Raw genomic sequence first — 16457 nt, 5'->3', positions numbered from 1 at the left:
CGGAAACGGGTAAACATTTCCGGATTCTTACACAGCCACTGGATCGGTCAACCGATCCTTAACTGATCGGCATTAGAGCAACGCTCACCTTTTTTGAACCCTGCGCGATTAGAACGCGTAGTTGAAGTTAGTACCGAACAGCCAGGCTTTACCTTCAGAGGTAAATTCGTACGGGCCTTCCTTGAAGGTCACTTTCTGGCCATGCATATAAGATACGCCCGCATCGACAGAAGCATTCTCGTTGAACGCGTAGGTTGCACCAGCACTCACCCAGAAGCGGTCCTGATCCGGAATGGAAATGGAGCGCTTATCAGCCGGTACCGGGCTGTCATCGAATGCGATACCGGTACGGAATGTCCAGTTATCATCCATATAATAGGTGGTACCCAACGCAATGCGATAGGCGTCGTGGAAGCTCTCGTCCTTATAGAACAGCGTTTGACCGTTGGTGCCGGTCGCTTTCAGCTCCTGGAACTGGCTCCAGCTGGTATAGGCCAGGCTATAGTGAATAGCCCACTGTGGCGCTACGCGGTTGTAACCCGAGACTTCCCACATTTCTGGCAGATGCAGTGACAGTGAGCCAGGGACAGTTTGACCGGAAGTCCCCCACGGGATAGTGGTACCCGCACCAGGGACCAGGCTGTTGACCGGCGTCAGGATGCCGCTCTTGTAATCACCGTCGAAGTCAATTTTTACTTCGGAACGATAGGTCAGGCCCCAGCGGTTGTTTTTGTCCAGCTCGTACAGAATACCGGCGTTCCAGCCATAGCCCCACTCATCGCCCTTCAGGCTGGCAATTTTGTTGCTGTTTTTCGGCAGGCGAGCCGTTTGTTCACCGGCGTAACGCTCAATTTTTGCATCGGCGTAGACGGCATCAAAGCCCAGACCGAAGCTCCAGCTGTCGTTCAGACGATAAGCACCGCTCAGGTTCAGGTTTAGCGTTGTCAGGTCTGTTTTACCGCCGTATTCGCCTGCCGGGTAGTTGTTATTGAACTCGGTAGCAAGGCCATAGTTAGACGTGACGGATGCGCCCCAGCCAAATTGTTCATTGATTGGTGCAACGAAGTGCAGGTTAGGTACCCACGCCGTTGGCGCAATATTATCTGCTTTCAGGCTCGCACCAGAAGGTGACGTGCCGGAAATGTTGACATCAGGATCGATATACACCGCACCAGCAGAGAAGGTCGGGCGATCGAACATCATGATTAATGCAGGGTTACGGCTTGCGTTACCCGCATCATCAGCGATTGCACCTTCCCCTGAATACGCGCGGCCAAGGCCAGAGGAAGAAAATTCGTTTAGCTGAAAGCCCGCTGACCAGGCGGAAGTAGAGACGATTGCCACTGCGACTGCCAGCGCAGTCTTGTTGAACAGGGTTTTCTGGCTCATGACCATAACCTCATTGAGTTATTTTTATTCAATAATTGTTACATACCGTAACAGGAGCGCGAAGTGTAGGGTCTGAGGTATGACAGACAAATCAGACCAGTGGCCAGAGTATAGGTCCGACCAGCCTGAATGTTGCAAGTTTGTTTATTAATATTTTCAAACATGTTTCTTGAAACGAGATCTGGTTGGCAAAATTGTGACCATCGCGGCGCACTCAAAAGGGTGGTTTTTGTTTTAGATCATTTTTTAGTGTGATATCGGTCACTTATCCGATTTTGCGCCATTAACGGCTGGAGAGAGCCAGCGCTGGGGCGTAAAATATCAGCATCGTGTTTATCTCGCGCGCTGCGCGAATACAGAGGAAATTGAGCTATGAGTAAATGCAGTGCTGATGAAACCCCGGTTTGCTGCTGTATGGATGTTGGCACCATCATGGACAACACCGATTGCACCGCGTCTTACAGCCGTGTGTTCACCAACCGCGCCGAAGCCGAAGAAACGCTGGCCGCGCTGAGCAAGCGCGCGCGTGATGTGGAGTCCGATCCGTGTGAAATCAAATCTACCTTCACGGAAGTGGACGGCGGCGTGAAGCTGGATATCGATTTTGTGTTTGCCTGCGAAGCTGAAACGCTGATTTTCCAGCTCGGTCTGCGTTAATCCTTTTTGCCCGGCGGCGCTTCGCTTGCACGGGCCTACGATCGTGTAGGCCGGGTAAGGCACCGTCGCTACCCGGCAACAAACCGCACAATTGCCTCTGCCATGCAGGGGCATTTTCTTTTTTTTCTCTGTGTTTTACCTCGCATTTTTAAGCTTCCCCGATTGGCTGAATGTAAAAAAATGGTTAAGACTGTTATCAGGTCAGACCACTTTATAGTCATGTAAAATTTTTCACAGGGGAAGGTTATGAGTCAGGCATTACCGCTAATCACCCGACAAGGTGACCGCATTGCCATTGTCAGCGGTCTGCGTACGCCGTTTGCACGTCAGGCGACGGCGTTTCACGGTATACCGGCTGTCGATCTGGGGAAAATGGTAGTGGGGGAGATGCTGGCTCGCAGCGAAATTCCGCCTGAGGTCATCGAACAGCTGGTCTTCGGCCAGGTGGTACAGATGCCTGAAGCCCCTAACATTGCGCGTGAGATTGTTCTCGGTACCGGTATGAACGTTCATACCGATGCCTACAGCGTCAGCCGCGCGTGCGCGACCAGCTTCCAGGCGGTAGCAAACGTGGCGGAAAGTCTGATGGCGGGCACCATTCGCGCCGGGATCGCAGGTGGCGCCGATTCTTCCTCCGTACTGCCGATTGGCGTCAGTAAAAAGCTGGCCCGCATTCTGGTGGATGCTAATAAAGCCCGCACCACTGGTGCGAAGCTCAAACTCTTCTCGCGTTTACGCCTGCGCGATCTCATGCCCGTGCCACCTGCCGTCGCGGAATACTCGACTGGCCTGCGAATGGGCGATACCGCCGAGCAGATGGCCAAAACCTACGGCATCACCCGCGAGCAGCAGGATGCGCTGGCGCATCGCTCGCATCAGCTGGCAGCGAAAGTCTGGTCGGAGGGCAAACTCACCGACGAGGTCATGACCGCCTACACGCCTCCCTATCGAGAGCCTCTTACTGAAGACAACAATATTCGTGGCACCTCGACGCTGGCGGATTACGCCAAACTGCGCCCGGCGTTTGACCGCAAGCACGGCACCGTGACGGCGGCCAACAGTACGCCGCTGACCGATGGTGCTGCTGCGGTGATCCTGATGACGGAGTCGCGTGCAAAAGAGCTGGGTATCACGCCGCTGGGCTATTTGCGCAGCTATGCCTTTACCGCCATTGATGTCTGGCAGGACATGCTGTTAGGTCCGGCGTGGTCCACGCCGCTGGCGCTGGATCGCGCGGGGCTAACCCTGGCGGATTTAACCCTGATTGATATGCACGAAGCCTTTGCCGCGCAAACCCTGGCAAACGTCCAGCTGCTGGCAAGCGAGCGTTTTGCACGCGACGTGCTGGGCCGCGCCCATGCCACCGGCGAAGTGGATCAGAGCAAATTCAACGTGCTGGGTGGGTCGATCGCCTATGGCCATCCGTTTGCGGCCACGGGCGCGCGAATGATCACCCAGACACTACACGAACTCCGTCGCCGCGGCGGCGGGTTTGGTCTCGTCACCGCCTGCGCGGCGGGCGGCCTTGGCGCAGCAATGGTTCTGGAGGCTGAATAATGGATATGCCATCTGCATTTAATCTGACGGTTCGCCTCGATAACGTCGCGGTTATCACTATTGATGTGCCTGATGAAAAGATGAATACCCTGAAGGCTGAATTCGGCACTCAGGTTCGCGCCATGCTCAAGCAGATCCGCGAAAATAAAGCGATTCGTGGTCTGGTCTTTATCTCGGCTAAGCCGGATAACTTTATTGCCGGGGCCGATATCAACATGATCGCCCGAGCGAAAAGCGCGCAGGAAGCTGAAGATCTGGCGCGTCAGGGACAGCAGGTGATGGCTGAAATCAACGCTCTGCCGATTCCGGTTATTGCCGCGATCCACGGTGCCTGCCTGGGCGGCGGGCTGGAGCTGGCGCTGGCCTGTCACAGCCGTATCTGCACTGACGATCCGAAAACCGTTTTAGGGTTGCCAGAAGTGCAGTTAGGCCTGCTGCCGGGATCGGGTGGAACACAGCGTCTGCCGCGTCTGGTTGGGGTTAGCACCGCCCTGGAGATGATCTTAACCGGCAAGCAGCTACGCCCCCGTCAGGCACTGAAAGTGGGGTTGGTTGACGACGTCGTTCCGCACACCATTCTACTGGACGCTGCCGTTGAGCTGGCGCTGAAGGGACGTCAGACAAAACGTCCTCTCCCTGTACGCGAGCGCGTGCTGGCAGGGCCATTGGGGCGCGCGCTCCTGTTCAACATGGTGGGCAAAAAAACCGAGCAAAAAACCAAAGGCAACTACCCGGCGGCAAAGCGCATTCTGGAAGTGATGGAAACCGGGTTGTCGCAGGGCAGCAGCAGCGGCTATGCCGCTGAGGCCAAAGCCTTTGGCGAACTGGCGATGACGCCGCAGTCGCAGGCGCTGCGCAGCATCTTCTTCGCCAGTACTGAGGTGAAAAAAGATCCGGGCAGCGAGGCAGAGCCTGCGCCGCTGCGCGCCGTTGGCGTGCTGGGCGGTGGGCTGATGGGCGGCGGAATCGCGTTTGTTACCGCCAGCAAAGGCAAATTGCCCGTGCGTATCAAAGACATCAGCGCAAAGGGCATCAACCACGCGCTGCAGTACAGCTGGCAGAACCTTGATCGGAAGGTCAAACGCCGCCATATCAAGGCAAGCGAGCGTGATAAAACCCTGGCGACGATCTCCGGCACGACGGATTACAGCGGTTTTGCACACCGGGACCTGGTGATTGAAGCCGTATTCGAAGACCTGGCGCTTAAGCAGCAGATGGTGGCTGACGTGGAGCAGCATTGCGCGCCGCACACTATTTTTGCCTCAAACACCTCGTCTTTACCGATTGGCGATATCGCGGCGAAAGCTGCTCGTCCGGAGCAGGTCATTGGTCTGCACTTTTTCAGTCCGGTCGAAAAAATGCCGCTGGTGGAGGTGATCCCGCACGCCACGACCAGCCCGCAGACCATCGCCACCGTGGTGAAGCTGGCGAAAAAACAGGGTAAAACCCCTATTGTGGTCGCGGACAAGGCTGGCTTCTACGTCAACCGTATTCTGGCACCCTATATCAACGAAGCGATGCGGCTGCTGACGGAAGGGGAGAAAATCGAGCACGTCGACGAGGCGCTCGTAAAGTTTGGCTTCCCCGTCGGTCCAATCCAACTTTTGGATGAGGTGGGAATAGACACCGGCACTAAAATTATACCTGTGCTGGAAGCGGCTTATGGCGATCGTTTTACCCCGCCTGCAAACATTGTTTCTGCAATTTTGAAGGACGATCGCAAAGGCAGAAAAAATGAACGCGGTTTCTATCTTTACGGCGCGAAAGGGCGTAAAAGCAAGAAACAGGTCGACCCTTCGGTTTATGGGCTTATTTCGGCCACCGGTCAGGGAAGACTGTCTGCCGTTCAGTGCGCAGAACGTTGCGTGATGATGATGCTCAATGAAGCGGCGCGCTGCTTTGGTGAACAGGTGATCAAGAGCGCACGCGATGGCGACATCGGCGCGGTATTTGGTATTGGTTTCCCGCCGTTCCTTGGCGGCCCGTTCCGTTACATGGATACGCTCGGTGCGGGTGAAGTGATTGTCATTTTGCAACGTCTGGCCTCGCAATACGGTCCGCGGTTTACACCGTGTGACGAATTATTGCAGATGGCGGAGCGGGGCCAGACATTCTGGCCTGCAAGGGAAACTGATTTCGTAAACTGAAGTCAAAGAAGGGTAAATCCTGAGGTGAATGAACCTGTTCTGGCGATTTTGTAAACAGAGATTGACTATACTTACGCCATTGAGGTAAAAAACAGCGTTTCATTCACCGAATGGATCAGGCACAATGCCCGGCCATCGGGTTTTCTACCTCAGAGCATTAATCGCGGGTAGTTAACGCCGGTGATTCTGGTTAACAAAAGCGGTGCAATATGCAAGTTTTTATCATGCGTCACGGCGACGCGGCACTCGATGCCGCCAGTGACTCAGTACGTCCTTTAACCGTCTGTGGCTGTGACGAATCCCGTCAAATGGCGACGTGGCTTAAAGGTCAAAAAGTGGACATTGAACGCGTTCTGGTGAGTCCGTTCCTGCGTGCAGAACAGACGCTGGACGTGGTAGGGGAGTGTATGAACCTGCCATCCAGCGTGGACGTTCTCCCTGAGCTGACGCCATGCGGCGATGTCGGTCTGGTCAGCGCTTACCTTCAGGCGCTGTGCAATGAAGGTGTCGCTTCCGCACTGGTCATTTCCCACCTGCCGCTGGTCGGCTATCTGGTATCTGAGCTGTGCCCGGGCGAAACGCCGCCAATGTTCACCACTTCCGCCATTGCCAACGTCACTCTCGACGAAACCGGCAAAGGGGTCTTCAACTGGCAAATGAGCCCGTGCAACCTGAAGATGGCAAAAGCCATCTGACGTGACGTGTGACAGGGCGGGGGTACTACGTGTTTCCCGCCCTTCTGTCAGGGCAACTCTGGCGGCTGCCACTCCTCAACTTCAATCAACACCAGCAATGCGGCATCGCCGCCGTACTCTTTCGGTGCCTGATGAAACGCCATCACGTGCGGGTGCTGAGCCAGCCACAGCGGCGTCTGTTGCTTCAGAATGTGTTTACCGTGGCCGTGCATCACGCAGGCGCAAAAAACGTGTTCGCGGCGACAGGCGGCAATCAACGCCCCCAGCTCCTGTTTCGCCTGCATCTGCGTTAAGCCGTGCAGATCGAGAAACAGCTCCGGCGAATAATCTCCGCGTCGTAACTTTTTCAGCTCAAAATGGCTGACGTCTTCGCGCACGTACTTCACAGCCCCTTGCGTATTGAGCAGCGGCTGAAATTCATCTGAAAAATAGTGGCTGTTATCCGCCTGCTCCTGGAGCAGCCGTTTGACCGGAACTTCGCTGATTTTTTTACGCTGCGGACGGTGGACAATCGTGTCCTGCGCGATTTTACGCGTCCCGGTCATCAGCTGGCGGAAGAGAGCCTGATCCTCCTCGCTGAGCGATGTTTTCTTTTTCATTCGTCATTCTCATCTCGTATTTCCGATAGTGTACCCGACTAAACGCATTTTTTAACCTCAAGCGGTACGCGTCATTGCTGATTTATCGCCGTCTTCATGGCAAACTAGCCGCCGAAAATTATGCGAGCATGCCCTGGAGGAAAGAGTGGATAAAATATTTGTCGATGAAGCAGTAAACGAGCTGCATACCATACAGGACATGTTGCGCTGGTCGGTTAGCCGCTTCAGCGCCGCCAATATCTGGTACGGTCACGGTACCGATAACCCGTGGGACGAGGCCGTTCAGCTGGTGCTGCCGTCTCTTTACCTGCCGCTGGACATTCCGGAAGACATGCGCACCGCGCGCCTGACCTCCAGCGAAAAACATCGCATCGTTGAGCGCGTGATCCGTCGCGTAAACGAGCGCATTCCGGTGGCTTACCTGACCAACAAAGCCTGGTTCTGCGGCCACGAGTTTTACGTCGATGAACGCGTGCTGGTACCGCGCTCGCCGATTGGTGAGCTGATCAACAACCACTTTGAAGGCCTGATTAACCATCAGCCGCAGCACATTCTCGATATGTGCACCGGCAGCGGCTGCATCGCTATTGCCTGTGCCTACGCTTTCCCTGAAGCGGAAGTGGACGCCGTCGATATCTCCACCGACGCGCTGGCCGTGACCGAACACAACATCGAAGAGCACGGCCTGATCCATCACGTCACGCCAATCCGCTCTGATCTGTTCCGCGACCTGCCGACGCTGCAATACGATCTGATCGTCACTAACCCGCCGTACGTGGATGCAGAAGACATGTCCGATCTGCCGAACGAATATCGTCACGAGCCGGAGCTGGGCCTGGCGTCAGGCTCTGACGGCCTGAAGCTGACCCGCCGCATTCTGGCCTGCGCGCCGGATTACCTGACCGATGACGGCGTTCTGATTTGTGAAGTGGGCAACAGCATGGTACATCTGATAGAGCAGTACCCGGATGTGCCGTTCACCTGGCTTGAGTTCGACAACGGCGGTGACGGCGTCTTTATGCTGACCAAAGCGCAGCTGCTCGACGCGCGCGAACACTTCAGCATCTATAAAGATTAATCCAGCGGGCTTCGGCCCGTTTCACAATGCTCAAACACAAACAACAACATCGGAGCCGTGATGGCAGGAAACAGTATTGGACAGTTATTCCGCGTGACCACCTTTGGCGAGTCGCACGGGCTGGCGCTGGGCTGTATCGTTGATGGCGTACCGCCAGGCATCGAACTGACCGAAGCAGATTTACAGCACGACCTTGACCGCCGTCGTCCGGGCACCTCTCGCTACACCACGCAGCGTCGCGAGCCGGACCAGGTCAAAATTCTCTCCGGCGTTTTTGAAGGCCGCACCACCGGCACCAGCATTGGTCTGCTGATTGAAAACACCGATCAGCGCTCTCAGGACTACGGTGCTATCAAGGACGTGTTCCGCCCGGGCCATGCCGACTACACCTACGAGCAAAAGTACGGCTTTCGCGACTATCGCGGCGGCGGACGCTCTTCCGCGCGTGAGACCGCGATGCGCGTGGCCGCTGGCGCGATTGCTAAAAAGTATTTGCAGCAGAAATTTGGCATCGTCATTCGCGGCTGTCTGACCCAGATGGGCGACATTCCGCTGGCGATCAAGGACTGGGATCAGGTCGAGCAAAACCCGTTCTTCTGCGCCGATGCGGATAAGCTTGACGCGCTGGACGAACTGATGCGCGGCCTGAAAAAAGAGGGCGACTCCATTGGCGCGAAAGTCACCGTGGTGGCAGATGGCGTCCCGGCTGGCTGGGGCGAGCCGGTATTTGACCGTCTCGACGCCGATATCGCCCACGCGCTGATGAGCATCAACGCGGTGAAGGGCGTCGAGATTGGCGACGGCTTCGACGTGGTGGCGCTTCGCGGCAGCCAGAACCGCGACGAAATCACGAAAGCGGGCTTCCAGAGCAACCATGCGGGCGGCATTCTCGGCGGTATCAGCAGTGGACAGCAGATTATTGCCAACATCGCGCTGAAGCCGACCTCAAGCATCACCGTGCCGGGCCACACGATTAACCGCTCAGGCGAAGAAGTTGAGATGATCACCAAAGGTCGTCACGATCCGTGCGTGGGGATCCGCGCGGTGCCGATCGCGGAAGCGATGCTGGCGATCGTGCTGATGGATCACTTCCTGCGCCAGCGCGCGCAGAACGCGGACGTGACGACCACCATTCCACGCTGGTAAACATGAAAAAAACCGCAATTGCTCTGCTGGCGCTGCTGGCCAGTGGAGCCAGTCTGGCCGCCACGCCGTGGCAAAAAATCACCCACCCGGTGGCGGGAAGCGCGCAGTCCATCGGCGCCTTCTCTAACGGCTGTATCGTGGGCGCGCAGGAGCTGCCGCTGCAATCAGATACCTATCAGGTGATGCGTACCGACCAGCGTCGTTACTTCGGTCACCCTGATCTGGTGCTGTTCATTCAGCGACTGGGGAACCAGGTGCATAACCTGGGGCTGGGGACGATGCTGATTGGCGATATGGGGATGCCTGCCGGTGGCCGCTTTAACGGCGGGCACGCCAGCCACCAGACCGGACTGGATGTCGACATCTTCCTGCAGCTGCCGAAAACGCGCTGGACGTCTGCGCAGCTGCTGAAGCCGCAGGCGCTGGATCTGGTGTCGCGCGACGGCAAAAGCGTGGTGCCCTCGCTGTGGACGCGGGAGGTTTCCAGTATGATCAAGCTGGCGGCAGAAGATAACGACGTCACGCGGATCTTTGTGAACCCGGCGATCAAGCAGCAGCTCTGCCTGGATGCCGGAACCGATCGCGACTGGCTGCGCAAAGTGCGCCCGTGGTTCCAGCACCGGGCGCATATGCACGTTCGTCTGCGCTGCCCGGCGAACAGCCTGGAATGTGAAGATCAGCCGCTACCGCCGCCAGGCGATGGCTGTGGTTACGAACTGCAAAGCTGGTTTGAACCGGCAAAACCTGGAACCTCTAAGCCTGAGAAGAAGACACCGCCTCCGTTGCCGCCTTCCTGCCAGGCGCTACTGGATGAGCATGTACTTTAATGGATAATTTCGTCGATCTGTTTATGGTGTCACCGCTGCTGCTGGTGGTGCTGTTCTTTGTGGCCATGCTGGCCGGTTTTATCGATGCGCTCGCGGGCGGCGGCGGGCTGTTAACCGTGCCCGCGCTGCTGGCGGCGGGCATGAGCCCGGCGCAGGCGCTTGCCACCAATAAGCTGCAGGCCTGCGGCGGCTCGCTTTCGGCGTCGCTCTATTTTATCCGCCGCAAGGTGGTGAATCTCGCCGATCAAAAGCTCAATATCCTGATGACCTTTATCGGCTCAACGTCGGGCGCGCTGCTGGTGCAGTACGTGCAGTCGGATATTTTGCGCCAGATCCTGCCGATTCTGGTTATCTGCATCGGTCTCTATTTCCTGCTGATGCCTAAGCTCGGTGAGGAAGACCGGGCGCGGCGGCTGCACGGCCTGCCGTTTGCGCTGATTGCCGGTGGCTGCGTCGGCTTTTACGACGGCTTCTTTGGCCCGGGGGCAGGCTCGTTTTACGCGCTGGCGTTCGTGACGCTGGCCGGCTTTAACCTCGCCAAATCCACCGCCCACGCCAAGGTGCTGAATGCGACCTCGAACGTCGGCGGCCTGCTGCTGTTTATCATTGGCGGCAAGGTTATCTGGGCAACCGGGTTTGTGATGATGGCAGGGCAGTTTTTGGGCGCGCGCGCAGGCTCGCGTCTGGTATTAAGCAAAGGGCAAAAGCTGATCCGCCCGATGATTGTTGTCGTCTCGGCGGTGATGAGCGCCAAACTTCTTTATGACAGCCATGGACAGGAGATCCTCACCTGGTTGGGGATGAACTAATGAACAGTACGCATAAATACGAACAGTTGATTGAGATCTTCGATAGCTGTTTTGCTGATGATTTTAATACCCGTCTGATTAAAGGCGACGACGAACCGATCTATCTTCCTGCTGATGCAGAGGTTCCGTACAACCGCATCGTCTTTGCCCACGGCTTTTACGCCAGCGGTTTGCACGAAATTTCGCACTGGTGCATCGCGGGGAAAGCGCGTCGCGAGCTGGTGGACTTCGGTTACTGGTACTGTCCGGACGGGCGTGACGCCGCCACCCAGGGCCAGTTTGAAGACGTGGAAGTGAAGCCGCAGGCGCTGGAATGGCTGTTCTGCGTGGCGGCGGGTTTCCCGTTCAACGTGAGCTGTGACAACCTTGAAGGTGACTTTGAGCCAGACCGTATCGCCTTCCAGCGCCGCGTGCATGCGCAGGTGATGGAGTATTTTGAGAAAGGCATCCCGGAACGTCCGGCGCGCCTGATCGAGGCTTTACAGAATTATTACCACACGCCGGAGATCACGGCGGAATGCTTCCCTTGGCCGGAAGATCTTTAACAGAGGAAAGAAGATGATCGCAGAATTTGAATCACGCATTCTGGCGTTAATTGATGACATGGTGGAACACGCCAGTGATGATGAGCTGTTCGCCAGCGGTTATCTGCGTGGTCACCTGACGCTGGCGGTAGCCGAGCTGGAAGCAGGTGACGATCACTCTGCCGACGCCGTTCACGCTGAAGTCACGCGCAGCCTGGAAAAAGCCATTCTGGCCGGGGAGCTCTCTCCGCGCGACCAGTCTCTGGTGCTGGGGATGTGGGACAATTTATTCCAGCAGGCTAAACGCTAAGTAAGTGCGTCATCTCCCTCTCCCAGTGGGAGAGGGCCGGGGTGAGGGCACCAGACCGCACCCTACTTAACCATTTTCCCCTTCAGCAGTTTCCGTACCCACAGTCGATTCGGGTTCAGCCCCGCAAGCGTGGTTCTGTCCAGCGGAACAGGCTCATTACTCATTTGCGCGGCTAACGTTTCAGCCAGCAGCGGCGCGGAGCACAATCCTCGCGATCCTAATCCGCCCAGCATGAACAGTTCCGGATAAACCGGGGCACTTACCGCCGTTTCCTTGTTTTCTGCCAGATCCTGATAGAGTTCAAGCGTGGCTTCATAGTCCGGCACGTTTCCCGCCATCGGCAGGTGATCGCGGGTCGCGCAGCGCACGCCGCAGCGCGCTTCGCCCTCGCTCACGTCAACCTCTTTCGCCCACGCCGCGTCCGGGAAGCAGTCAATCAGGCGCTGGCGGTTTTGCTGCTGATCCGCTTCGCTGTAGCGCATATCCGCTTCGCCACGATGGTAGCTGGCGCCGATGCAGTGATGTCCGTTAGACGGATTTTGTGGCGTCAGATAGCCGTCATAGCACAGCACCTGGCGCAGCTTGCTCATTTCGGGCGCGGTCGGGATATGGCTTACCTGGCCGCCGACCGGATAAACCGGCAACGTCTCGGTCTGGATAAACTGGCTGATGTTATGTCCGTTTGCCAGCACAACGCTGGCATGGTGTGCCGCTTTGCCATCAGCAAAATGCAGAGTCCACCGTTCTGACCGGCTAAGCGATTCAACCTTATGAGCATAATGCACCCTCAGCCCGCGTGACTGCGCCAGGCTAATCGCCGCCGCGGTCAGTTCAGCCGGGCACAGCCAGCCGCCGAGCGGATATTGAATGCCGCCACAGTCGGTTTCCACACCCGCGGTGTCTGCCACCTCTTGCGCACTGACCGCGCGGGCAATCTCCTCCGGCAGACCCAGCGACAGCATCTGGGCGATTTTTTGCTGGCTCTTTTCATCCCATCCGAGCTGCGTCACGCCGCACCAGTCATGGTCGAATGCCACCGGAATGGAATCATACAGGCGGCGAGCGAAGGTAAACGCTGCCGGGAAAAACTGGAACAGGGCCGGATCGTGCGAGCTTAAAAGCGGGTAAAGCGCGCCCTGGCGGTTGCCGGACGCGCCGTTGGCTGGTGCCTCGTCAGCGCAGTAGAGTGTCACCTGCCAGCCCCGGTGCAGCAGCGCGAGAGAGAGCAGGGCGCTGGCGATCCCTCCGCCAACGATCGCCACTTCGCGCGATGCGCTGGCGCTGCGCGCAAACCAGGGAGCCCGAGCGGGAATGTCCAGCGTCCGTTCCATCGTGCCGACCAGCATGTCGCGCTTGCGGCCAAAGCCTTTGGTCTTCTGCATGGTAAAGCCCGCGTCCTGCAGGCCGCGGCGAACAAAGCCGGCCGAGGTAAAGGTGGCGAGCGTTGCGCCGGGACGCGCCAGCCGGGCCATCGCGCTAAACAGATGCTGGCTCCACATGTCCGGGTTCTTGGCGGGCGCAAAGCCGTCAAGGAACCACGCGTCCACCGTCTGGTTCATCGCGTCGTCGAGCGTATCGGTCAGGTCGTTAATGTCGCCCAGCCATAAATCCAGCGTCACCCGTCCGCCGTCCAGAATCAGACGGTGGCAGCCGCCGATATGCGGCGGCCACTGCGCCTGAAGCTGCTCCGCCCAGGCTGCAAGCTCCGGCCAGCGCTGGTGGGCGAGCCGCAGATCGTGCGCGGTAAGCGGAAATTTTTCAAAACTGATGAAATGTAATCTTTGTAGCGTAGCCTCAGGGTGCGCAGCGTGAAACTGGTCAAACGCCTGCCAGAGGGTTAAAAAATTGAGCCCGGTGCCGAATCCGCTTTCCGCAACAACGAACAGACTGCGCGGGTGCGCAGGGAAGCGGGCGCTGAGCTGGTTTCCCTCGAGGAAAACATAGCGGGTTTCTTCGAGTCCGTTATCATTAGAAAAGTAGACGTCATCAAAATCTCGGGAAACAGGTGTACCCTCAGCGTTGAATTCGAGGTTGGCGGGTTGTATAGCGTTTTGTTTCACGTAAGTTACTCGTCTGACAGGCAGTGGCACGATCTTAACGATGTGAGTCCATCGGTGCAAATTTCCGCAGAAAATGTCTGATCGGACTTGTTCGGCGTACAAGTGTACGCTATTGTGCGACTCGAAACTTTTTATAGTGCGACTTACAGAGGTATTGAATGAAACGTGCAGTGATTACTGGCCTGGGCATTGTTTCCAGCATCGGTAATAACCAGCAGGAAGTCCTGGCATCTCTGCGTGAAGGACGCTCCGGGATCACTTTCTCTGAAGAGTTTAAAGATTCAGGTATGCGTAGCCACGTATGGGGTAACGTCAAACTGGACACCACCGGTTTGATTGACCGCAAAGTGGTTCGTTTCATGAACGATGCCTCTATTTATGCTTATCTCTCCATGCAGGAAGCGATCAAAGATTCCGGCCTGAGCGAAGAGGTTTATCAGAACAACCCGCGCGTGGGCCTGATTGCCGGTTCCGGCGGTTCCTCTAAAGCGCAGGTATTCGGTGCTGACGCCATGCGCAGCCCGCGTGGTCTGAAAGCGGTAGGTCCGTACGTGGTCACGAAAGCTATGGGTTCTGCGGTTTCCGCGTGCCTGGCGACCCCGTTCAAAATTCACGGTGTGAACTACTCCATCAGCTCCGCGTGTGCGACTTCCGCACACTGTATCGGCAACGCGGTTGAGCAGATCCAGCTGGGCAAACAGGACATCGTATTTGCTGGCGGCGGCGAAGAGCTGGGCTGGGAAATGGCCTGTGAGTTCGACGCGATGGGCGCACTGTCCACCAAGTACAACGAAACCCCAGACAAAGCCTCCCGTACCTACGATGCGCACCGTGACGGTTTCGTCATCGCGGGCGGCGGCGGTATGGTTGTGGTTGAAGAGCTGGAGCACGCGCTGGCGCGCGGCGCGCACATCTACGCTGAGATCGTGGGCTACGGCGCAACGTCCGACGGCGCCGACATGGTTGCTCCGTCCGGCGAAGGCGCGGTGCGCTGCATGAAGATGGCGATGCACGGTGTTGATACCCCAATCGACTACCTGAACTCCCACGGTACCTCTACTCCGGTAGGTGACGTGAAAGAGCTGGGTGCGATCCGCGAAGTGTTCGGCGACAACAGCCCGGCTATCTCTGCCACCAAAGCCATGACCGGTCACTCTCTGGGTGCGGCGGGCGTGCAGGAAGCGATCTACTCTCTGCTGATGCTGGAAAACGGCTTTATCGCCCCAAGCATCAACATCGACGAGATGGACGAGCAGGCGGCTGGCCTGAACATCGTGACCAAACCAACGGAAGCGACGCTGACCACCGTGATGTCCAACAGCTTCGGCTTCGGCGGCACCAACGCCACACTGGTTATGCGCAAGCTGAAAGCATAAGCGTTTGAATGTATAATAGAAGGGAGCCGAAAGGCTCCCTTTTTTTATGCCTGAACACGGAGTTATGCATGAAGGCTGTTACCCCCGAGAAGGGCACTCCTTCCGGGAACCTTTCTCTTTTCCGCATCGCCTTTGCGGTATTCCTGACCTACATGACCGTTGGCCTGCCGCTGCCGGTGATCCCGTTGTTCGTTCATCACGAACTCGGCTATGGCAACACCATGGTCGGCATTGCTGTGGGCATTCAGTTTTTAGCCACGGTATTAACCCGCGGCTACGCAGGACGGCTGGCCGATCAGCACGGTGCAAAACGGTCGGCGCTGCAGGGCATGTTTGCCTGCGGTCTGGCGGGGGGCGCGTGGCTGCTGGCCGCTCTCCTGCCAGTCGACGCCGCGTATAAATTTGCGCTGCTGGTGGTGGGCCGTTTAATCCTTGGCTTCGGTGAAAGCCAGCTGCTGACCGGCACCCTGACCTGGGGGATGGGGCTGGTGGGGCCTGCGCGCTCCGGCAAAGTGATGTCATGGAACGGGATGGCGATTTATGGCGCACTGGCTGCAGGCGCGCCGCTGGGTTTGCTGATCCACAGCCAGTTTGGTTTTGCGGTACTGGCAGCAACCACCATGGTATTACCGCTGCTGGCGTGGGCTTTTAACGGTTCGGTACGCAAGGTGCCCGCCCATAAAGGCGAACGTCCTTCGCTGTGGAGTGTGGTGGGGCAAATCTGGCAGCCAGGGCTGGGGCTGGCGCTTCAGGGAGTAGGCTTCGCGGTGATTGGTACCTTCGTCTCCCTCTATTTCATGAGCCGCGGCTGGGCAATGGCGGGCTTTACGCTGACGGCCTTTGGCGGCGCGTTTGTCGTGATGCGTGTCCTGTTCGGCTGGATGCCGGATCGCTTTGGCGGCGTGAAGGTGGCGGTGGCGTCGCTGGTGATTGAAACCGTTGGGCTGGTGTTGCTCTGGCAGGCGCCGGTCGCCTCCGTTGCGCTGCTTGGTGCGGCGTTAACCGGCTGCGGCTGCTCGCTGATCTTCCCGGCGCTGGGCGTTGAGGTGGTGAAGCGCGTGGCGCCGCAGGTCCGCGGTACGGCGCTGGGCGGCTATGCGGCGTTTCAGGATATCTCATACGGCGTAACCGGGCCGCTGGCGGGTCTGTTAGCCACCTCGTTTGGCTACCCGTCCGTCTTCCTGGCCGGCGCGGTTTCTGCGGTGGTGGGGATCGTGGTGACGCTGGTGGCGTTTCGCAGAAATTAACTGTTGTCGCCGGGTGGCGGCTGCGCCTTACCCGGC

At 57.6% G+C, this 16457-nt stretch carries 15 protein-coding genes; 12 read left to right on the top strand and 3 right to left on the bottom strand.

Translation table 11 applies throughout. From position 1 onward, the window contains the following. Window positions 1-108: 108 nt before the first annotated feature. Entirely contained in the window at window positions 109-1389 is a 1281-nt protein-coding gene (fadL, locus tag IM299_RS08055; RefSeq protein WP_041908871.1) for a long-chain fatty acid transporter FadL, read from the bottom strand. A gap of 372 nt (window positions 1390-1761) precedes the next feature. Here fadL and IM299_RS08050 point away from each other — a divergent pair, with 372 nt between their 5' ends. The 4 genes from IM299_RS08050 to sixA all read left to right on the top strand — a co-directional run bounded on the left by IM299_RS08050 (window position 1762) and on the right by sixA (window position 6445). Beyond that, the gene (locus IM299_RS08050) at window positions 1762-2046 is read left to right on the top strand and encodes a YfcZ/YiiS family protein (RefSeq protein ID WP_028013973.1); all 285 of its coding nucleotides are present in this window, start codon (window positions 1762-1764) and stop codon (window positions 2044-2046) included. Window positions 2047-2292: 246 nt separating this feature from the next. Next, window positions 2293-3603 (top strand): acetyl-CoA C-acyltransferase FadI, encoded by a 1311-nt coding sequence (gene fadI / locus IM299_RS08045; RefSeq protein ID WP_193357285.1) that lies wholly within the window; start codon window positions 2293-2295, stop codon window positions 3601-3603. Continuing rightward, window positions 3603-5750, top strand: a complete 2148-nt coding sequence (gene fadJ / locus IM299_RS08040) for a fatty acid oxidation complex subunit alpha FadJ (protein WP_193357284.1) — start codon at window positions 3603-3605, stop codon at window positions 5748-5750. Before fadI ends, fadJ begins: the two co-directional genes overlap by 1 nt. Window positions 5751-5959: 209 nt before the next feature. Next, complete coding sequence (sixA, locus tag IM299_RS08035) at window positions 5960-6445, top strand: phosphohistidine phosphatase SixA (RefSeq protein WP_003861375.1); 486 nt, start codon at window positions 5960-5962, stop codon at window positions 6443-6445. 47 nt (window positions 6446-6492) lie between these two features. Here sixA and smrB read toward each other — a convergent pair whose 3' ends face one another. Next, window positions 6493-7044, bottom strand: coding sequence for an endonuclease SmrB (smrB, locus tag IM299_RS08030; protein ID WP_008502613.1), 552 nt, complete (start codon window positions 7042-7044; stop codon window positions 6493-6495). Window positions 7045-7189: 145 nt separating this feature from the next. Here smrB and prmB point away from each other — a divergent pair, with 145 nt between their 5' ends. The 6 genes from prmB to IM299_RS08000 are packed head-to-tail and all read left to right on the top strand — an operon-like array spanning window position 7190 to window position 11738. After that, complete coding sequence (gene prmB / locus IM299_RS08025) at window positions 7190-8122, top strand: 50S ribosomal protein L3 N(5)-glutamine methyltransferase (protein ID WP_023312578.1); 933 nt, start codon at window positions 7190-7192, stop codon at window positions 8120-8122. A gap of 60 nt (window positions 8123-8182) precedes the next feature. Further along, window positions 8183-9268 (top strand): chorismate synthase, encoded by a 1086-nt coding sequence (aroC, locus tag IM299_RS08020; RefSeq protein WP_028013970.1) that lies wholly within the window; start codon window positions 8183-8185, stop codon window positions 9266-9268. 2 nt (window positions 9269-9270) lie between these two features. Beyond that, window positions 9271-10095, top strand: coding sequence for a penicillin-insensitive murein endopeptidase (gene mepA / locus IM299_RS08015; RefSeq protein ID WP_060571938.1), 825 nt, complete (start codon window positions 9271-9273; stop codon window positions 10093-10095). Continuing rightward, window positions 10095-10904, top strand: a complete 810-nt coding sequence (locus IM299_RS08010; protein ID WP_193357283.1) for a sulfite exporter TauE/SafE family protein — start codon at window positions 10095-10097, stop codon at window positions 10902-10904. Before mepA ends, IM299_RS08010 begins: the two co-directional genes overlap by 1 nt. Further along, complete coding sequence (locus tag IM299_RS08005; protein ID WP_045631487.1) at window positions 10904-11449, top strand: elongation factor P hydroxylase; 546 nt, start codon at window positions 10904-10906, stop codon at window positions 11447-11449. The genes IM299_RS08010 and IM299_RS08005 overlap by 1 nt, the downstream gene beginning before the upstream one ends. A gap of 13 nt (window positions 11450-11462) precedes the next feature. Continuing rightward, window positions 11463-11738, top strand: coding sequence for a YfcL family protein (locus IM299_RS08000; protein ID WP_028013966.1), 276 nt, complete (start codon window positions 11463-11465; stop codon window positions 11736-11738). Window positions 11739-11800: 62 nt separating this feature from the next. On the opposite strand, the gene mnmC is transcribed toward IM299_RS08000, so the two are convergent. Beyond that, complete coding sequence (gene mnmC / locus IM299_RS07995; protein ID WP_193357282.1) at window positions 11801-13798, bottom strand: bifunctional tRNA (5-methylaminomethyl-2-thiouridine)(34)-methyltransferase MnmD/FAD-dependent 5-carboxymethylaminomethyl-2-thiouridine(34) oxidoreductase MnmC; 1998 nt, start codon at window positions 13796-13798, stop codon at window positions 11801-11803. Window positions 13799-13956: 158 nt separating this feature from the next. Between mnmC and fabB the strand changes: the two genes are divergently transcribed. Further along, window positions 13957-15174: a beta-ketoacyl-ACP synthase I gene (fabB, locus tag IM299_RS07990; protein WP_023336433.1), complete on the top strand. Its 1218-nt coding sequence runs from the start codon at window positions 13957-13959 to the stop codon at window positions 15172-15174. 68 nt (window positions 15175-15242) lie between these two features. Next, complete coding sequence (locus tag IM299_RS07985; protein WP_153656567.1) at window positions 15243-16421, top strand: MFS transporter; 1179 nt, start codon at window positions 15243-15245, stop codon at window positions 16419-16421. The last annotated feature ends 36 nt before the right edge of the window (window positions 16422-16457 follow it).

It is taken from the genome of Enterobacter cloacae complex sp. P47BA, from assembly GCF_014930485.1.
Taxonomy (GTDB): Bacteria; Pseudomonadota; Gammaproteobacteria; order Enterobacterales; family Enterobacteriaceae; genus Enterobacter; species Enterobacter bugandensis.
The sequence above is the reverse complement of the archived record's forward strand: the minus strand, read 5'-3'. Positions and strand labels throughout refer to the sequence as shown.